Annotated in this window: 13 protein-coding genes and 2 tRNA genes; 4 read left to right on the top strand and 11 right to left on the bottom strand. The window is 51.6% G+C overall.

The annotated features are described in order from the left end of the window. Positions 1-8: 8 nt before the first annotated feature. The 3 genes from nusA to KI228_RS02860 all read right to left on the bottom strand — a co-directional run bounded on the left by nusA (position 9) and on the right by KI228_RS02860 (position 2,260). Positions 9-1,496, bottom strand: coding sequence for a transcription termination factor NusA (gene nusA / locus KI228_RS02870; RefSeq protein WP_042325113.1), 1,488 nt, complete (start codon positions 1,494-1,496; stop codon positions 9-11). A gap of 27 nt (positions 1,497-1,523) precedes the next feature. After that, on the bottom strand, positions 1,524-1,976 hold the full coding sequence (gene rimP / locus KI228_RS02865; protein WP_043001756.1) for a ribosome maturation factor RimP: 453 nt from the start codon (positions 1,974-1,976) through the stop codon (positions 1,524-1,526). Between the two features lie 207 nt (positions 1,977-2,183). Continuing rightward, positions 2,184-2,260, bottom strand: a tRNA-Met gene (locus KI228_RS02860). 298 nt (positions 2,261-2,558) lie between these two features. Between KI228_RS02860 and argG the strand changes: the two genes are divergently transcribed. Then, positions 2,559-3,902 carry an argininosuccinate synthase gene (gene argG, locus KI228_RS02855; protein ID WP_042998285.1) on the top strand — a complete coding sequence of 448 codons (1,344 nt, stop codon included), beginning with the start codon at positions 2,559-2,561 and terminating at the stop codon, positions 3,900-3,902. 385 nt (positions 3,903-4,287) lie between these two features. After that, complete coding sequence (locus KI228_RS02850) at positions 4,288-7,455, top strand: autotransporter outer membrane beta-barrel domain-containing protein (RefSeq protein ID WP_061070625.1); 3,168 nt, start codon at positions 4,288-4,290, stop codon at positions 7,453-7,455. Positions 7,456-7,764: 309 nt separating this feature from the next. On the opposite strand, the gene KI228_RS02845 is transcribed toward KI228_RS02850, so the two are convergent. The 6 genes from KI228_RS02845 to rlmE form a co-directional block, all read right to left on the bottom strand. After that, a tRNA-Leu gene (locus tag KI228_RS02845) sits at positions 7,765-7,851 on the bottom strand. 9 nt (positions 7,852-7,860) lie between these two features. Continuing rightward, complete coding sequence (gene secG, locus KI228_RS02840; RefSeq protein ID WP_042998286.1) at positions 7,861-8,193, bottom strand: preprotein translocase subunit SecG; 333 nt, start codon at positions 8,191-8,193, stop codon at positions 7,861-7,863. A gap of 228 nt (positions 8,194-8,421) precedes the next feature. Continuing rightward, positions 8,422-9,759 carry a phosphoglucosamine mutase gene (glmM, locus tag KI228_RS02835; protein WP_061070626.1) on the bottom strand — a complete coding sequence of 446 codons (1,338 nt, stop codon included), beginning with the start codon at positions 9,757-9,759 and terminating at the stop codon, positions 8,422-8,424. Further along, on the bottom strand, positions 9,752-10,600 hold the full coding sequence (gene folP / locus KI228_RS02830) for a dihydropteroate synthase (protein ID WP_042998288.1): 849 nt from the start codon (positions 10,598-10,600) through the stop codon (positions 9,752-9,754). The genes glmM and folP overlap by 8 nt, the downstream gene beginning before the upstream one ends. A gap of 88 nt (positions 10,601-10,688) precedes the next feature. Next, a complete protein-coding gene (gene ftsH, locus KI228_RS02825; RefSeq protein ID WP_044255934.1) occupies positions 10,689-12,620 on the bottom strand; it encodes an ATP-dependent zinc metalloprotease FtsH in 1,932 nt (643 codons plus the stop codon). Between the two features lie 99 nt (positions 12,621-12,719). Then, on the bottom strand, positions 12,720-13,349 hold the full coding sequence (rlmE, locus tag KI228_RS02820; protein WP_042291855.1) for a 23S rRNA (uridine(2552)-2'-O)-methyltransferase RlmE: 630 nt from the start codon (positions 13,347-13,349) through the stop codon (positions 12,720-12,722). Between the two features lie 126 nt (positions 13,350-13,475). On the opposite strand from rlmE, the gene yhbY reads away from it, so the two are divergent. Further along, on the top strand, positions 13,476-13,769 hold the full coding sequence (gene yhbY / locus KI228_RS02815) for a ribosome assembly RNA-binding protein YhbY (RefSeq protein WP_041686369.1): 294 nt from the start codon (positions 13,476-13,478) through the stop codon (positions 13,767-13,769). 145 nt (positions 13,770-13,914) lie between these two features. Here the strand turns inward: yhbY and greA are convergent, their stop codons facing one another. Then, positions 13,915-14,391 (bottom strand): transcription elongation factor GreA, encoded by a 477-nt coding sequence (gene greA, locus KI228_RS02810; protein WP_042998290.1) that lies wholly within the window; start codon positions 14,389-14,391, stop codon positions 13,915-13,917. Positions 14,392-14,637: 246 nt separating this feature from the next. Between greA and dacB the strand changes: the two genes are divergently transcribed. Beyond that, positions 14,638-16,071 (top strand): serine-type D-Ala-D-Ala carboxypeptidase, encoded by a 1,434-nt coding sequence (gene dacB, locus KI228_RS02805; protein ID WP_044263639.1) that lies wholly within the window; start codon positions 14,638-14,640, stop codon positions 16,069-16,071. A gap of 48 nt (positions 16,072-16,119) precedes the next feature. Here dacB and cgtA read toward each other — a convergent pair whose 3' ends face one another. Further along, complete coding sequence (cgtA, locus tag KI228_RS02800; protein WP_042325080.1) at positions 16,120-17,292, bottom strand: Obg family GTPase CgtA; 1,173 nt, start codon at positions 17,290-17,292, stop codon at positions 16,120-16,122. Positions 17,293-17,303: the final 11 nt, after the last annotated feature.

The raw sequence follows: 17,303 nt of genomic DNA, 5'->3' as shown, positions 1-17,303 counted from the left end.
ACAGTTTATTACGCTTCGTCGCCGAACCAGCAAATATTACGGGCAGCCATAATCAGCTCACCGGCTTTTTCGTCGGTCAACCCTTCGATATCAGCCAGATCATCAATGCCCTGTTCGGCGAGATCTTCCAGCGTACAAACACCACGGGCAGCCAGTTTGAAGGCCATATCGCGATCTAATCCTTCCAGATTCAGCAGATCGTCAGCCGGCTTGTTATCACCGAGGCTTTCTTCCTGGGCCAGTGCCAGAGTGGTCAGTGCGTTTTTAGCACGCTCGCGCAGTGCTTCAACGGTCGGCTCATCAAGGCCATCGATTTCCAGCAGTTCTTTCATTGGCACGTAGGCCAGTTCTTCCAGAGTGGCAAACCCTTCTTCAACCAGAACAGTGGCGAACTCTTCATCAATATCGAGATATTTGGTGAAGGTATCGATCGCGGCATGTGCTTCAGCCTGATGTTTAGCCTGGAGGTCATCAACGGTCATCACGTTGAGTTCCCAACCGCTTAATTGCGAAGCCAGGCGGACGTTCTGACCATTACGTCCAATTGCTTGCGCCAGGTTACCGGCTTCAACGGCGATATCCATGGTGTGTTTATCTTCATCCACCACGATAGACGCAACGTCAGCCGGTGCCATAGCGTTAATCACGAACTGCGCCGGGTTATCATCCCACAGGACGATATCGATGCGCTCGCCGCCCAGCTCGGTCGAAACCGCCTGTACGCGTGCGCCACGCATACCAACACACGCGCCGACCGGGTCGATACGCTTGTCGTTGGTTTTCACCGCGATTTTCGCACGGGAACCCGGATCGCGAGCTGCGGCCTTAATTTCAATCACTTCTTCGCCAATTTCCGGCACTTCAATGCGGAACAGTTCAATCAGCATTTCCGGCTTGGAACGGGTCACGAACAGTTGCGCGCCGCGTGCTTCCGGGCGAACAGAGTAAAGAACGCCACGAATACGGTCGCCAGGGCGGAAGTTTTCACGCGGCAGCATGTCTTCGCGCAGGATCACCGCTTCAGCATTGCTGCCCAGATCCAAAGAGATATTATCGCGGTTCACTTTCTTCACCACGCCGGTGATGATTTCACCTTCGTGTTCACGGAACTGATCAACAACCATCGCGCGTTCAGCTTCACGAACCTTCTGTACGATAACCTGTTTTGCGGTCTGGGTAGTGATACGGTCAAAGGTCACAGATTCAATCTGATCTTCAACGTAATCGCCCAGGTTCAGGCTTTCGTCTTCAAAACGTGCGGCTTCCAGCGTGATTTCTTTCGTCGGCTGGGTCACTTCTTCAACAATCACCCAACGACGGAAAGTGTCAAAATCACCGCTTTTACGATCGATTTCTACGCGAACATCAATCTCTTGTTCATATTTTTTCTTTGTCGCTGTAGCCAGCGCACTTTCCAACGCTTCAAAAATTTTCTCGCGTGGCAGCGCCTTTTCATTGGATACGGCTTCAACAACAGCCAAAATTTCTTTGTTCATCGCGGGCTTTTCACCTCATCCAGACTGTTAAAAGTGGGGAACCAGGTTCGCCTTCTGGATATTACTCAGCGCGAACACTTCATCTTTTCCTTCGACTGTGACGGTGATCATTTCACCATCTACCGCTTTGATAACGCCCTGCCATTTACGGCGGTTCTGTACCGCCATGCGGAGTACCAGCGAAACTTCTTCACCCAGGAAACGCACATAGTGTTCAGCAGTGAACATTGGGCGGTCGAGACCCGGTGAGGAGACTTCCAGGTTGTAAGCCACAGTAATAGGATCTTCAACGTCCAGAACTGCGCTCACCTGGTGGCTCACATCAGCACAATCATCAACATTGATGCCATCTTCACTATCAATATAGATGCGCAGTGTGGATGTGCGACCGCGAATAAATTCGATGCCGACCAGTTCGTAACCTAAGGCCTCAACTGGCGCTGTAATCATCTCTGTTAATTTTTGCTCTAATGTGGACAAGCCCACCCCCAAGACATAAAAAAAGGGCCTAAAGCCCAGTTATTCTGTAGTCAGATAACAAAAAACCCCGATAAATCGGGGCTTTAGATAACTGAACCCTATAACCGCAACTGCGGTCTGGAGAACCTTCCGAAAGAATTTTTTTCAAATCCAGCTACGAAGGCCATGGTCTTCACAGTATATTTGAAAAAGAACTCTAAGGGAAAGTGGTTGCGGGGGCCGGATTTGAACCGACGACCTTCGGGTTATGAGCCCGACGAGCTACCAGGCTGCTCCACCCCGCGCCTGAAACGTGGCAAATTTTACTCGTTTTGGGTAAAAGATGCAAATACTGCTGGGATTTGGTACCGAGGACGGGACGTAAAATCTGCGCGTATTATATTGATTACCCCCCCATTGTGTCAACCTTGTTAACGACATAACCTGACATGCCGTCATCAGCGTAATTTACGGAAATAAACACGAAACTCTTCCTGTCTCCGTAAAAAGATGATTAAATGAAAACTCATTTATTTTGCATAAACATGCACTGAGAGCAGAAAGCCGATCTCACCATCAGTCTATCAAGCAGGGTTTTATTTTATGACGACGATTCTCAAGCATCTTCCGGTAGGTCAACGTATTGGTATCGCTTTTTCCGGCGGCCTGGACACCAGCGCGGCACTACTGTGGATGCGACAAAAAGGGGCTGTCCCATATGCATATACTGCGAACCTGGGTCAGCCAGACGAGGAGGACTATGATGAGATCCCTCGTCGTGCAATGGAATACGGTGCAGAGAACGCTCGACTGATCGACTGCCGTAAACAACTGGTTGCTGAAGGTATCGCCGCGATTCAGTGTGGGGCATTCCATAACACCACTGGCGGGCTCACCTATTTCAATACTACGCCGCTCGGTCGTGCTGTCACCGGCACTATGCTGGTTGCAGCGATGAAAGAAGACGGCGTCAATATCTGGGGCGACGGCAGTACCTATAAAGGAAACGACATCGAGCGTTTCTATCGCTATGGCCTGCTGACCAACGCTGAACTACAGATCTACAAACCGTGGCTGGATACGGACTTTATCGATGAACTGGGCGGTCGTCATGAGATGTCTGAGTTTATGATCGCCTGCGGTTTCGACTACAAAATGTCCGTCGAAAAGGCCTACTCCACGGACTCCAACATGCTCGGCGCGACGCACGAAGCCAAAGACCTCGAGTTTCTGAACTCAAGCGTTAAGATCGTCAACCCAATCATGGGCGTGAAGTTCTGGGATGAGAACGTGAAGATCGCCGCGGAAGAAGTCACCATTCGCTTCGAACAGGGTCATCCGGTCGCGCTGAATGGTAAGACCTTCAGTGACGATGTGGAAATGATGCTGGAAGCGAACCGCATCGGCGGGCGTCACGGACTGGGAATGAGTGACCAGATTGAAAACCGTATTATTGAAGCCAAAAGCCGTGGTATTTACGAAGCCCCTGGGATGGCGCTGCTGCATATCGCCTATGAGCGTCTGCTGACTGGTATCCACAACGAAGACACCATTGAGCAGTACCACGCCCACGGCCGTCAGTTAGGTCGCCTGCTCTATCAGGGCCGTTGGTTCGACTCTCAGGCGCTGATGTTGCGTGATGGTCTGCAGCGTTGGGTCGCCAGCCAGATTACCGGTGAAGTGACGCTGGAACTGCGTCGCGGAAACGACTATTCGATCCTCAATACTGTGTCCGACAACCTGACCTACAAGCCAGAGCGTCTGACAATGGAGAAAGGTGACTCCGTGTTCTCACCGGACGATCGTATTGGGCAGTTGACCATGCGTAACCTGGACATCACCGATACCCGGGAGAAGCTGTTCGGCTATGCACAGTCAGGGCTGCTTTCTGCCTCTTCGGCTACTGGTTTGCCCCAGGTTGAAAACCTGGAAAACAAAGCGAAGTAACGATTTGATTATTAAATGAAGGCCGCGAAAGCGGCCTTTTTTATCTATGCCAGATAAGTGCAATCCCATGGAGCATAACTTATTAATGATATCTGCTGGATATAGTAGAGGATTTCTACACATCAGAATGTAACAGCAAAAAAGCACTCCTGGGATTATTGATAATAATATTATTCTATTCCCAATTGAGCGAATTTTTATTTATTTATCCTGTATTTCATTCACCTCGTAACTAATGAAAATTGTTCTTCAACGCTGATTTTCGGATTTTTATATTTGCACTCAAAAAGTCATCCTCGATATTCTTTTCATAAACGATGAAGATTAAACCAATTTGGTAATTATCTGAATCAATTGTTAATGAAGAAGCAAAAGGATGTTGCTTATGTATAGTTATAATGAAAATAATTGTCTGAAAATAAAAATGCTTACTATAACGATCATGATGGCGTTAGCACCGTGGAAGGCTATCGCGGTCAACGATGGTACCGTTATGGCTGGCGCGAACCAGACAATAACCTTAACGCCAGGTGGACAATATACGAATACCGCCTCCACTGTTGTTCTGGACGCTTACCGCACCGGAGGTATCATCAGCGGTAACAACGTGGAGATTTATGCTGACCGTACGCTTTATGGTGCGACATATACGCTTTTGAGAGCATATGGAGGTGGGGAAATTCGATTGTCGAATTCGACAGCCAGTCTGACTTCAACCACACAGTCAGGCTCTTATCACGATCGGCTTTTTTTGGCTCAGGATGCTGGAAGTCTATTAAATATTGCCAATACATCACTATGGAGTTATGCCTATCTTGGCGAAGTAAGTAATGGTGCATCTGCGGTTATCAGCAACAGTACAGTCTCCACTGGGCGAGGCGTGAAGGTTACTGGCACCGGCTCGCACCTGGATATAAACAATGATTCTGATATCACCATTCGTGGAGATAGCTACGGTTTAGATGATACAGGAATTAAGGTCACCGGCGGCGCCACGCTGAATATTGAGAACAGTCGGATTACTGTTCTGGATAACGGGGATGATTCAAGCTCATCATTACCGCCGAATCCGGCAGCCATTACCGTCTCGAATGCTCTGGCCCCGAGCGATCTTGCAACCAGAGCCACATTAAATAACCTCTCGATTGAAACAAGAGGTTATCAGTCAAATGCCGTGACTGTCACTCACGGAAATGTCTCCGCAGCGATGAACAATCTCACTATTGTCACACGCGGTCTGGGATCACATGGACTTTATATTGATGCAACTGCAAATGTTGCCTCTTCACTCTCCAATTCTTCCATTGAGACGTTTGGTTACTCCGGCGTAGGGGCGCAAGTCATAGATAATACAGAGTTGACACTGGATAACATCGATATCACATCTCACGGATACCGCTCAACCGGGATTATCGCTGCCCAGAGGGGGAGCGGTTTACCCCAGACAACAATCCTGACCGCCACAGACATCGATATTACCATGAATGGTAAAGACAGTGTCGGTGTGGAAAATACCCGGTCTAAAACCTACCTGAATGATATTCGACTCACGCTTAGAGGTGATAACTCTACGGCCGTCAGTGTTGGTGCGTATATTTATGAGGCCACAGCCCATATTGACAACCTGACAGCACAAGTTTCAGGCAATAACTCGACGGGGATGTTTCTCGGCGGAAGCCCGGATATCAGATTCAATCAGAACAGCATAAACATGACAGGTAATAATAGTCATGGTTTGCTGGTCGGCTACCAGACAATAAGCTCCAGCAGCGCGTTACCGATGGTTGAAAGCCATATTGAAACCCGGGATGGCTACGCAGTGCGAACGATTAATACCGACCTTAATCTTGATTTAACCCGCTCGACGCTGACGGGACGTAGCGGCGGAGAGGCAGGTACAGCGGTCAGTGTCGAAGACAACGGCGCGTACCAGTCCGGTGTGGTGAACGTCGCTGCCAACGACAATTCGCACATTTTTGGTGATGCGGTTTCGCGTTCTGCTAATGCCACGGCGCTGAATATCGCCCTGAATGGTTCATCAACAATGACCGGTCGTATTGTTCGCGGGTACAGTATGGCGCTGGATGAGACCAGCCGCTGGAATGTGACAGGGGATTCCGACATTACGAGCCTGACGAATACAGGCACAGTGGCATTTACTCCACCGGGGGAGAACGGCGTCTTCAAAACCATTACTGTCGGAAATTATCTGGGTGGCGGTATGTTAATCATGAATACTGCGCTGGGCGATGATAGCTCAGCAACCGACAAACTGGTCGTGACAGGTGATACTGCCGGAACCACCAGACTGTATGTAAACAATTTCCATGGGTCCGGCACCACAACGGTAAATGGTATAGAAGTGATAAGCGTGGGTGGGCAATCAGATGGCCTGTTTACGCTTGAAAATCGCGCTCTGGCCGGGGCATACGAATATTTCCTGCATCAGGATGCGGGTGACTGGTATTTGCGCTCTGCACTGGCTCCAGAACCAGAGCCAGAGGCCCCAGTGGAACCGGAAATACCGGTCAACGATCCTGAAGAACCAGAATCACCAGAAATACCGGGCAATGACACGCCAGTTGCGCCTCCATCGCCCGCTGCGGAAACCGAGCAGAAACCGCAAATTTATCGCCCGGAAGCCGGGGCCTATCTCGCCAATATGGCAGCGGCAAATCGTCTTTTCAGCCATACCCTGAAAGATCGTGAAGGTCGGGCACAAGATTCCAGCATATGGTTACGGCAACAGGCGTTCCGTAGTAAATCACAAGACGGCAGCGGTCAGTTGCAGATGCGCGGAAACAGCTATGTCATTCAGGGAGGCGGTGAACTGTGGAGTGGTCAATTCAGCGAACAGGATAGACTCGGTGTAGGCATCATGGCGGGCTATGGCTACAGCCGCGGGAATACGCAATCCACAAAAACACATTATGACGCCAAAAATAGCCTCCATGGCTACAGCGTGGGCACTTACGCCACCTGGTATCAAAATTCAGAGTCCCGCAACGGCCTGTATTTCGACAGCTGGTTGCAATACAGTGCGTTTCGCGCATCGGTGAATGGCGATAGAGTGGCGAGCGAAAGTTATAACATCAGTGGTCTGAGCGGTTCACTGGAGAGTGGCTATCGTCAACCGCTGCACCAGAGCGCTAATGGCTCGCTTTTCATCACCCCGCAGGCACAGGTCATCTGGAGTGGCATTAAAGCCGATCCTCATCAGGAAGTGAACGGTACGCGAGTTGACGGTAGCGCCGGCACCCAAACACGTCTTGGTCTGAATCTTTCGTACGACACGCTGAATGCGCAAACCAGGGGTAAGCAGTTTACCGTTTACGGTGAGGTCAATTGGCTGCACAACACCCGGAATGTCAATGCCACGCTGGACAACGTCCGGGTTGAACAAGCTGGAAGTCGCAATGTCGGGGAAGTGAAACTGGGTCTTGAGGGCCAGGTGACGGACACCCTCACTCTCTGGACAAACCTTGCACATCAGGTTGGAACGAAGAGCTACAGTGATACCTCGGCAAATATCGGTATTAAGTACCATTTTTGAGTCGATGATAACGCACTGAAGCGACCGTATTCTGGAAACAGTCTCAGTCCGCACAGAGAAGCCGTGTCGATGTTCTCCTGACTGACTTTTCAGGGTATGGTTATCAAATAACTCCAACCTAATCGACAATATCTGCCCGGGCTAGTCCCGGGTTCTTTTTATCCGCATCCTGATGCGCCAGCGAACGGTAAGATCGCCGAGAGGCATTCTGGGTTATCAAAGGAGCGGGTAAAAATGAGGAAGGACGTCAGCATTACGCAGGCTTCAGATACGACAATGGACGTCTATTGACGTCCATTGCTTGAATATTGGTACCGAGGACGGGACTTGAACCCGTAAGCCCTATTGGGCACTACCACCTCAAGGTAGCGTGTCTACCAATTCCACCACCTCGGCACAGAAATCTTACTGTGGGATATCGCTGGTCGGCTTAGCCGGAGCAGTTGGCTGAGGCTGTTCGGTTTTCGCCGGCGCGCTCAGATTTTCCCACTCACTTCCTTTATTGGTTTTGTTGCTGTTGATATTGCCCAGCACCAGACTGATGATAAAGAACAACGTCGCCAGCACAGCCGTCATACGGGTCATGAAGTTACCAGAACCACTTGAACCAAACAGCGTAGCGGAAGCGCCTGCTCCGAAGGAGGCTCCCATATCAGCGCCTTTACCTTGCTGCAGCATGATCAAGCCCACAAGGGCAATTGCCACAATAAGGAAAACTACCAAAAGAGCTTCGTACATAATCAACCTGTTCCTTGCGGAGTTGCCGCATACCAATTGCTTCTAACCAATAAAGCGGGATATTTTACTGTTTCCCACTGAAGCGGGTGTGAATACTAACCAAAGCGAATGACCTTCGCAAGGGCAATTTTAGTGCATTGTATCAACTGCGGAAAAAAACAGCAAAAGCCGGGTTTCCCTTTAATAAAAAGGCAGCAAATGCCGCCTTTTTATGCAGTTAAGTCTGTATTACACCGCTTTAACCGCATCCGCAATGCGATGGGCAAACTCGATCACCTGGGCTTCATCTTCGCCTTCAACCATCACGCGGATTAACGGCTCAGTACCCGATTTACGCAGCAATACACGCCCACGACTTCCCAGCGCAGATTCTACGTCCGCAGTCACGGCTTTCACCGTATCATTTTCCAGCGGATCGCCGCTACCGGCGGTGTAACGCACATTTACCAGGATCTGCGGGAACATTTTCATGCCGCTGCAGAGATCGTGAAGGCTCATGTGGTTACGCACCATCGCCGCTACTACCTGCAAACCGGCAACAATGCCGTCACCGGTGGTGGTTTTATCCAGCAGAATGACGTGACCAGAGTTTTCCGCCCCGATACGCCAGCCTTTTTCCTGCATTTTTTCCAGCACGTAGCGGTCACCGACTTTCGCACGGGTAAACGGAATGCCGAGTTGCTTGAGCGCCAGTTCCAGCCCCATATTGCTCATCAGCGTCCCGACCGCGCCACCGCGCAGTTGTCCCTGACGCAGGGCTTCACGGGCGATGATATACATGATCTGATCGCCATCGACTTTATTGCCTTCATGGTCAACCATGATCACGCGGTCACCGTCGCCATCCAGCGCGATACCCAGATCGGCTTTTTCCGCGAGCACGCGGGCCTGCAAGGCACGCACATCGGTGGCACCGACTTCTTCGTTAATATTCACGCCATTGGGCTCACAGCCAATGGTAATCACTTTCGCACCCAGTTCACGCAGCACGTTAGGCGCAATGTGGTAGGTTGCCCCGTTAGCGCAATCCACCACAATTTTAAGTTCGTTCAGGCTTAACTCGTTCGGAAAGGTGCCTTTGCAAAATTCAATGTAGCGCCCTGCTGCATCAACGATGCGGCTGGCTTTACCGAGCTCAGCGGAGTCCACACAGGTGATCTCTTTTTCCATCTCCGCTTCAATGGCTTCTTCGACGGCGTCGGGTAGTTTGGTACCGTCGATGGAGAAGAATTTAATACCGTTGTCATAGAACGGGTTATGCGATGCGGAGATCACAATCCCGGCTTCGGCGCGGAAAGTACGCGTCAGGTAAGCAACTGCAGGCGTCGGCATTGGGCCCGTAAACGAGGCGGACAACCCTGCTGCCGCCAGACCCGCTTCAAGTGCTGACTCCAGCATGTAACCGGAAATACGGGTATCTTTGCCGATGATGATTTTACGCGAGCCGTGGCGCGCCAGGACTTTACCGGCCGCCCAGCCCAACTTCAGTACAAAATCAGGCGTAATCGGCGCATCGCCCACACGGCCCCGGATTCCATCAGTGCCAAAATATTTACGGTTACTCATAGCGTTTGTTTTCCTTTGCGGACAATGTGGCTTCCACCACACGCATCGCTTCTACGGTTTCTTTGACGTCATGGACACGAATGATCTGCGCCCCCTGCATAGCAGCAATGACCGCACAGGCAAGGCTACCGCTCAGACGCTCTGATGGGCCCACATTGAGCAGTTGGCCCACCATCGATTTACGTGACATTCCCACCAGCAGCGGCAGGTTAAAATGGTGAAATTCAGCCAGTCGCGCCAGTAATGTATAGTTATGGGAGAGATTTTTACCGAAACCGAATCCCGGGTCGAGCAACAATTTCTCTTTTGCGATGCCTGCCCTTTCACAACGTGCTATTTGCTCAATAAAGTAGCGATTTACCTCGGCAAACACGTCCTCATATTTGGGCGCTTCCTGCATGGTCTTCGGCTGTCCTTGCATATGCATCAGACAAACCGGTAAACCGGTTTCTGCCGCCGCCTCCAGCGCGCCGGGTTCAGAGAGCGAGCGAATATCGTTAATGATGTGAGCACCGACTCTTGCCGATTCGCGGATCACTTCAGGCTTTGAGGTATCAACAGAAATCCAGACTTCAAAACGTTGGGCAATCGCCTCAACCACCGGGATAACACGCGCCAGTTCCTCTTCCACACTCACATCCGCCGCACCGGGGCGCGTAGACTCACCGCCGACATCAATGATAGTCGCCCCGGCATTAATCATCAGATTGGCATGTTTCACTGCCTCAATCAGCGTGTTGTGCGTTCCACCATCCGAGAAAGAGTCCGGCGTGACGTTAAGGATCCCCATCACATGAGGATGGCTGAGATCCAGTGAAGTGCCCTGGGCATAGAGTTTCATGGTGTTATCCCTGGTATAAATTGATAAGAAAAAACCCCGGAGCAAGCCCCAGGGTTTTCAATTAAACGCAGTCATCAACAACGGTAACTTATTTGTCGCCTAACTGCTCTGACATGGTATTACCTGGGTTCGGCGTGCGCGGTTCATCAACCGGGCGCGGCGCACGAGGCGTGCCATTGTTGTCAGAATTGTTAGAGCCCGGTTCTTCCCAGCCAGCTGGCGGGCGAACATCGCGGCGAGCCATCAGGTCATCAATCTGCGGCGCATCGATGGTCTCATATTTCATGAGCGCATCTTTCATGGCGTGCAGGATGTCCATGTTGTCATTCAGGAGCTGGCGCGCACGATTGTAGTTACGCTCAATCAGTGCTTTCACTTCCTGGTCGATGATACGCGCGGTTTCATCGGACATATGTTTCGCTTTTGCAACGCTACGACCGAGGAATACTTCGCCCTCTTCTTCCGCATACAGCAGCGGACCGAGTTTGTCGGAGAAGCCCCACTGGGTCACCATGTTACGCGCCAGGTTAGTGGCCACTTTAATGTCGTTCGACGCACCGGTAGAAACATGTTCAACACCGTAGATGATCTCTTCTGCCAGACGACCGCCGTACAGCGTGGAAATCTGACTTTCCAGCTTCTGGCGGCTGGCGCTGATCGCGTCGCCTTCAGGCAGGAAGAAGGTCACACCCAGCGCACGACCGCGCGGGATAATCGTCACTTTATGCACCGGATCGTGTTCCGGTACCAGGCGACCAATAATCGCATGGCCTGCTTCGTGGTACGCGGTTGATTCTTTCTGCGCTTCCGTCATCACCATGGAGCGACGTTCCGCACCCATCATGATTTTGTCTTTCGCTTTCTCGAACTCAACCATCGACACGACGCGCTTGTTGCCACGAGCAGCAAACAGTGCCGCTTCGTTCACCAGGTTCGCCAGGTCCGCACCGGAGAAGCCCGGCGTACCACGGGCAATGATTGCCGCGTCGATATCCGGCGCCAGCGGTACGCGACGCATATGTACTTTCAGGATTTGTTCACGACCACGCACATCCGGCAAGCCGACCACAACCTGACGGTCGAAACGGCCAGGACGCAGCAGTGCTGGGTCAAGAACGTCCGGCCGGTTAGTGGCTGCAATAACGATGATGCCTTCGTTACCTTCGAAACCATCCATCTCAACCAGCATCTGGTTCAGAGTCTGTTCACGTTCATCGTGACCGCCACCCAGACCTGCGCCACGCTGGCGACCTACGGCATCGATTTCATCGATGAAGATAATGCACGGTGCTGCTTTCTTGGCCTGTTCGAACATGTCACGCACACGAGATGCACCAACACCGACGAACATTTCCACGAAGTCAGAACCTGAAATCGTAAAGAATGGAACCTTCGCTTCACCTGCAATGGCTTTCGCCAGCAGGGTTTTACCGGTACCCGGAGGGCCAACCATCAGGACGCCTTTCGGGATTTTACCGCCCAGTTTCTGGAAGCGGCTCGGCTCGCGCAGGTATTCAACCAGTTCCGCAACCTCTTCTTTCGCTTCGTCACAACCTGCGACGTCGGCAAACGTGGTTTTGATCTGATCTTCCGTCAGCATGCGCGCTTTGCTCTTACCGAACGACATGGCACCTTTGCCACCGCCGCCCTGCATCTGACGCATAAAGAAGATCCAGACGCCGATCAACAGCAGCATTGGGAACCAGGAAATGAAGATGGAAGCCAACAGGCTCGGTTCTTCTGGTGGTTCACCCACAACCTTGACGTTCTTAGTCAGCAGGTTATCAAGCAGCTTCGGATCGCTTACCGGAATGTAGGTCGTGTAACGGTTACTATCTTTCTTGGTAACGTTGATCTCACGTCCGTTGATACGTGCTTCACGAACCTGGTCGTTGTTGACCTCTTGCAGGAAGGTAGAGTAATCCACCTTACGGCCATTAGACTCGCTGGGCCCAAAGCTCTGGAATACTGACATCAGCACAACGGCAATGACCAGCCAGAGTATTAGGTTTTTCGCCATGTCACTCAAGGGATTAACCTCTTATTACAACTGTGTTAAAAACAGCGTCAGGATACTCTATATCCAGCGTCTTTCAAACTTTCGTCTGAAATCGACCAGTTATGGTTTACGCCCGGTCGCTACAATATACACTTCACGCGAACGTGCGCGAGAAGAGTCCGGTTTACGAACTTTCACCTTCGTAAACAGGGAGCGAATTTCCCTTAGGTACTCATCGAAACCTTCGCCCTGGAACACCTTCACTACAAAACTGCCACCCGGCGCTAGCACATCACGACACATTTCTAACGCCAGTTCCACCAGATACATGGCACGGGGGATATCCACCGCTGGTGTTCCGCTCATGTTTGGTGCCATATCTGACATGACAACCTGGACTTTACTGTCACCCACGCGTTCCAGCAGCGCTTTCATGACAAGTTCATCACGAAAATCGCCCTGAAGAAAGTCCACACCAACGATAGGATCCATAGGTAAAAGATCACAAGCGATGATACGGCCTTTGCCGCCAATCTGCGAGACCACATACTGTGACCAGCCTCCTGGCGCAGCACCGAGATCGACTACCGTCATCCCCGGCTTAAAAAGTTTGTCACTTTGCTGTATTTCATCAAGTTTAAACCAGGCACGGGAACGCAACCCCTTTTTCTGTGCCTCTTGAACATATTTATCGCTAAAGTGTTCCTGAAGCCAGCGACTCGAGCTGGCAGAACGCTTCTTACCTGTCATTTAACTTTCCCATCGGGGCAGAACATCGTTGCCATACGGCGTAAATTTCCACGCACTATTTGGCGATATATGGGAGATGGCGGTAGAATGACCCGTTTTCAATCCCAACGTAAGCAAAAATATACGATGAATCTGAGTACTAAACAAAAACAGCACCTGAAAGGTCTGGCACATCCGCTCAAGCCGGTCGTTATGCTTGGCAATAATGGTTTGACCGAAGGGGTACTGGCCGAGATTGAACAAGCGTTAGAGCACCATGAACTCATCAAGGTGAAAGTCGCGTCTGAAGATCGCGAAACAAAAACCTTGATCGTGGACGCTATCGTGCGCGAAACCGGCGCCTGTAATGTACAGGTCATCGGTAAAATGCTGGTGCTTTATCGCCCGAGTAAAGAACGCAAAATCTCGCTGCCACGCTAAGAATATCCTAAAGTCGAACACAAAACCTGTGTAAAACGAGGGATTTCCCGCAAGCAGGAGAGCAAAATGCCACGCTCTCTTCGTTGATAAAAGGCCGCTATGCGGCCTTTTTCCTTTCTTTACAATACATCAACATCTTGAGCACTTACAGGTATTCTACCTTAGTGATTTCATATTCGACTTCGCCGCCTGGCGTTTTGATCACCACGACGTCATCCTGTTCTTTGCCAATCAGGCCGCGTGCAATCGGCGAATTGACGGAAATCAGGTTCTGTTTGAAGTCCGCTTCGTCATCGCCCACGATGCGCCAGGTCTGCTCTTCGTCATTATCAAGGTTCAGAACGGTGACCGTCGCGCCAAAGACAACGCGACCGTTATTCGGCATTTTGGTGACATCGATGACCTGAGCATTCGACAACTTCGCTTCGATGTCTTTGATACGACCTTCACAGAATCCCTGCTGTTCACGCGCCGCATGATATTCCGCATTCTCTTTCAGATCGCCATGCTCACGCGCTTCGGCAATAGAGGCGATAATTTCAGGACGGCGCACAGATTTCAGAAAATCCAGCTCTTCGCGTAATTTTTCTGCACCACGTAAGGTCATCGGAATCGCTTGCATTTGTTATACCTCTTGAACATTCCTGTAGGGGGCGATTGCTGTGCCCCGGCTGTTAAGCCTGCCCCGGTATGACGTCATACCCGGACCAGAAGCAAAAAAATACCGACCCGGACGCAAGGTCCAGGTCAGCTACAATTCTTAATTTGATACTCATTTTACCCTGGAGTTCCCTATGGGTCATCGTTTACTTTCCAGGGCATTGCGCCGTAGTATGTCGGCTTGTTTCCAGGTTGTTAGCGCGAGATTATGCGATTTTCCAGATTTATCATCGGATTGACCACCAGTGTAGCGTTCAGCGTCCAGGCCGCGAACGTTGACGAGTACATCAACCAGCTCCCTGCCGGAGCTAACCTTGCCCTCATGGTCCAGAAGGTCGGCGCCCCGACTCCCGCAATTGATTATCACAGTCAGCAAATGGCACTTCCTGCCAGTACGCAGAAAGTGATTACCGCGCTGGCGGCCTTAATTCAGCTTGGCCCTGACTTCCGCTTTACGACCACGCTGGAGACCAAAGGCAGCGTTGATGCGGGCGTTCTCAAAGGTGATTTAGTGGCGCGATTTGGTGCCGATCCGACGCTAAAAAGGCAGGATATTCGGAATATGGTGGCGAACCTGAAAAAAGCAGGCGTCACGCAAATCACCGGGAACGTCCTGATTGATACCTCTGTTTTTGCCAGTCACGATAAAGCACCGGGATGGCCCTGGAACGACATGACCCAGTGCTTCAGCGCGCCGCCTGCGGCCGCCATTGTCGATCGAAACTGCTTCTCGATTTCGCTCTACAGCGCGCAAAAAGCGAACGATTTGGCCTATATTCGCGTAGCATCTTACTACCCGGTCACCATGTTCAGCCAGGTTCGCACACTCCCACGCGGCTCTGCGGAGGCGCAATATTGTGAACTGGACGTGGTTCCGGGCGATTTAAACCGCTTCACATTGACCGGGTGTCTGCCGCAGCGTGCCGACCCTCTGCCGCTGGCATTTGCCATTCAGGACGGCGCCAGCTATGCCGGGGCGATCCTGAAAGATGAACTCAAACAGGCCGGTATCACCTACAGCGGAACCTTATTACGCCAGACACAGGTCAATGAGCCAGGCACCATTGTGGCCAGTAAGCAGTCTGCGCCGCTGCACGATCTGCTTAAGATTATGCTGAAAAAGTCGGACAACATGATTGCCGACACCGTCTTCCGAATGATTGGTCACGCACGGTTTAATGTACCGGGAACGTGGCGTGCGGGCTCCGATGCTGTGCGGCAGATCCTGCGTCAACAAGCCGGAGTCGATATTGGCAACACGATTATTGCCGATGGCTCCGGCCTGTCGCGCCATAACCTGATCGCCCCTGCCACCATGATGCAGGTTCTGCAATACATCGCGCAGCATGACAACGAGCTGAATTTCATCTCAATGCTGCCGCTGGCGGGCTATGACGGCTCTCTGCAGTACCGTGCGGGTCTGCATCAGGCGGGCGTCGATGGTAAGGTCTCAGCGAAAACGGGATCATTGCAAGGGGTGTACAACCTGGCGGGCTTTATTACCACCGCCAGCGGGCAACGGATGGCGTTTGTACAATATCTATCGGGTTATGCGGTAGAACCTGCCGATCAACGTAACCGCCGCATTCCTCTGGTTCGCTTTGAAAGCCGATTGTACAAAGATATCTATCAGAATAACTGAGTCCGCAAAAACAAAAACCCCGGCAACATGTCCGGGGTTTTCCTGAGATTAACGCTTATAGATGAACTCGACGCCTTCTTCGTCGTCTTCGTCCCAGTCGTCATCCCAGTCGTCTTCCGCTTCTTCTTCCACTTCAGCGATTTGCTGGCGATGATAATCATCCCACATGAACTCGACTTTCTCTGGCTGCTTCGCTTCTTCCGCCTGAGTAATCGGGTTCTCGATAATAAAAGTCATCACATCCCAGCAGAGATCTTTCACGCCCAGTTGGCTGGCGGCAGAGATCAGATAGTATTTATCTTCCCAGCCCAGCGCCTGGGCGATAGCTTTGGCTTTCTCTTCCGCTTCGGCTTTGTCCAGCAAATCGATCTTGTTGAACACTAACCAGCGCGGTTTAGCTGCCAGATCCTGACTGTATTTTTCCAGCTCGCCGATGATGATGCGCGCATTCTCAACCGGATCGGAGCCGTCGATAGGATCGATGTCAATGAGATGCAGCAGTACGCGGCAACGCTCAAGGTGTTTCAGGAAGCGGATACCCAGACCGGCACCTTCCGCAGCGCCTTCAATCAGCCCCGGAATGTCCGCCACCACGAAGCTCTTCTCGTTATCCATACGGACAACACCGAGGCTCGGCACCAGCGTGGTAAACGGATAATCCGCCACTTTAGGCTTCGCCGCAGAGACCGCACGGATAAAGGTCGATTTACCGGCATTTGGCATCCCCAGCATGCCCACATCCGCCAGCAGCATCAGCTCCAGCAGCAGATCACGCTTGTCACCCGGCGTCCCCATCGTTTTCTGACGTGGCGTACGGTTGACGGAAGATTTGAAACGGGTGTTACCCAGACCGTGCCAGCCGCCTTTTGCGACCATCAGACGCTGACCGTGCTTAGTCATGTCGCCCATGGTTTCGCCCGTGCCCTGATCGATCACACGCGTACCTACCGGCACTTTAATCGTGACATCTTTCCCGCGTTTACCGGTACAGTCACGGCTGGCGCCATTCTGGCCTCGTTCTGCGCGGAAAGATTTCTCAAAACGGTAATCGATCAGGGTGTTCAGGTTTTCGTCGGCTTCCATCCAGACGTCGCCACCATCACCGCCATCGCCACCGTCCGGGCCGCCTTTCGGGATGTATTTCTCACGGCGGAAGCTTACGCAACCATTGCCGCCATCGCCTGCAACGACCAGAATCGTTGCTTCATCAACAAACTTCATTTTACTCTCCG

The organism is Citrobacter amalonaticus, assembly GCF_018323885.1.
Lineage (GTDB): Bacteria > Pseudomonadota > Gammaproteobacteria > Enterobacterales > Enterobacteriaceae > Citrobacter_A > Citrobacter_A amalonaticus.
This window is presented reverse-complemented; position numbering and strand designations above follow the sequence as displayed.

Bases quoted from the DNA above. Each gene is read 5' to 3' on its own strand.
- nusA (WP_042325113.1), bottom strand. From the start codon at position 1,496: ATGAACAAAGAAATTTTGGCTGTTGTTGAAGCCGTATCCAATGAAAAG.
- argG (WP_042998285.1), top strand. From the start codon at position 2,559: ATGACGACGATTCTCAAGCATCTTCCGGTAGGTCAACGTATTGGTATC.
- KI228_RS02850 (WP_061070625.1), top strand. From the start codon at position 4,288: ATGTATAGTTATAATGAAAATAATTGTCTGAAAATAAAAATGCTTACT.
- secG (WP_042998286.1), bottom strand. From the start codon at position 8,193: ATGTACGAAGCTCTTTTGGTAGTTTTCCTTATTGTGGCAATTGCCCTT.
- glmM (WP_061070626.1), bottom strand. From the start codon at position 9,759: ATGAGTAACCGTAAATATTTTGGCACTGATGGAATCCGGGGCCGTGTG.
- folP (WP_042998288.1), bottom strand. From the start codon at position 10,600: ATGAAACTCTATGCCCAGGGCACTTCACTGGATCTCAGCCATCCTCAT.
- ftsH (WP_044255934.1), bottom strand. From the start codon at position 12,620: ATGGCGAAAAACCTAATACTCTGGCTGGTCATTGCCGTTGTGCTGATG.
- rlmE (WP_042291855.1), bottom strand. From the start codon at position 13,349: ATGACAGGTAAGAAGCGTTCTGCCAGCTCGAGTCGCTGGCTTCAGGAA.
- yhbY (WP_041686369.1), top strand. From the start codon at position 13,476: ATGAATCTGAGTACTAAACAAAAACAGCACCTGAAAGGTCTGGCACAT.
- greA (WP_042998290.1), bottom strand. From the start codon at position 14,391: ATGCAAGCGATTCCGATGACCTTACGTGGTGCAGAAAAATTACGCGAA.
- dacB (WP_044263639.1), top strand. From the start codon at position 14,638: ATGCGATTTTCCAGATTTATCATCGGATTGACCACCAGTGTAGCGTTC.
- cgtA (WP_042325080.1), bottom strand. From the start codon at position 17,292: ATGAAGTTTGTTGATGAAGCAACGATTCTGGTCGTTGCAGGCGATGGC.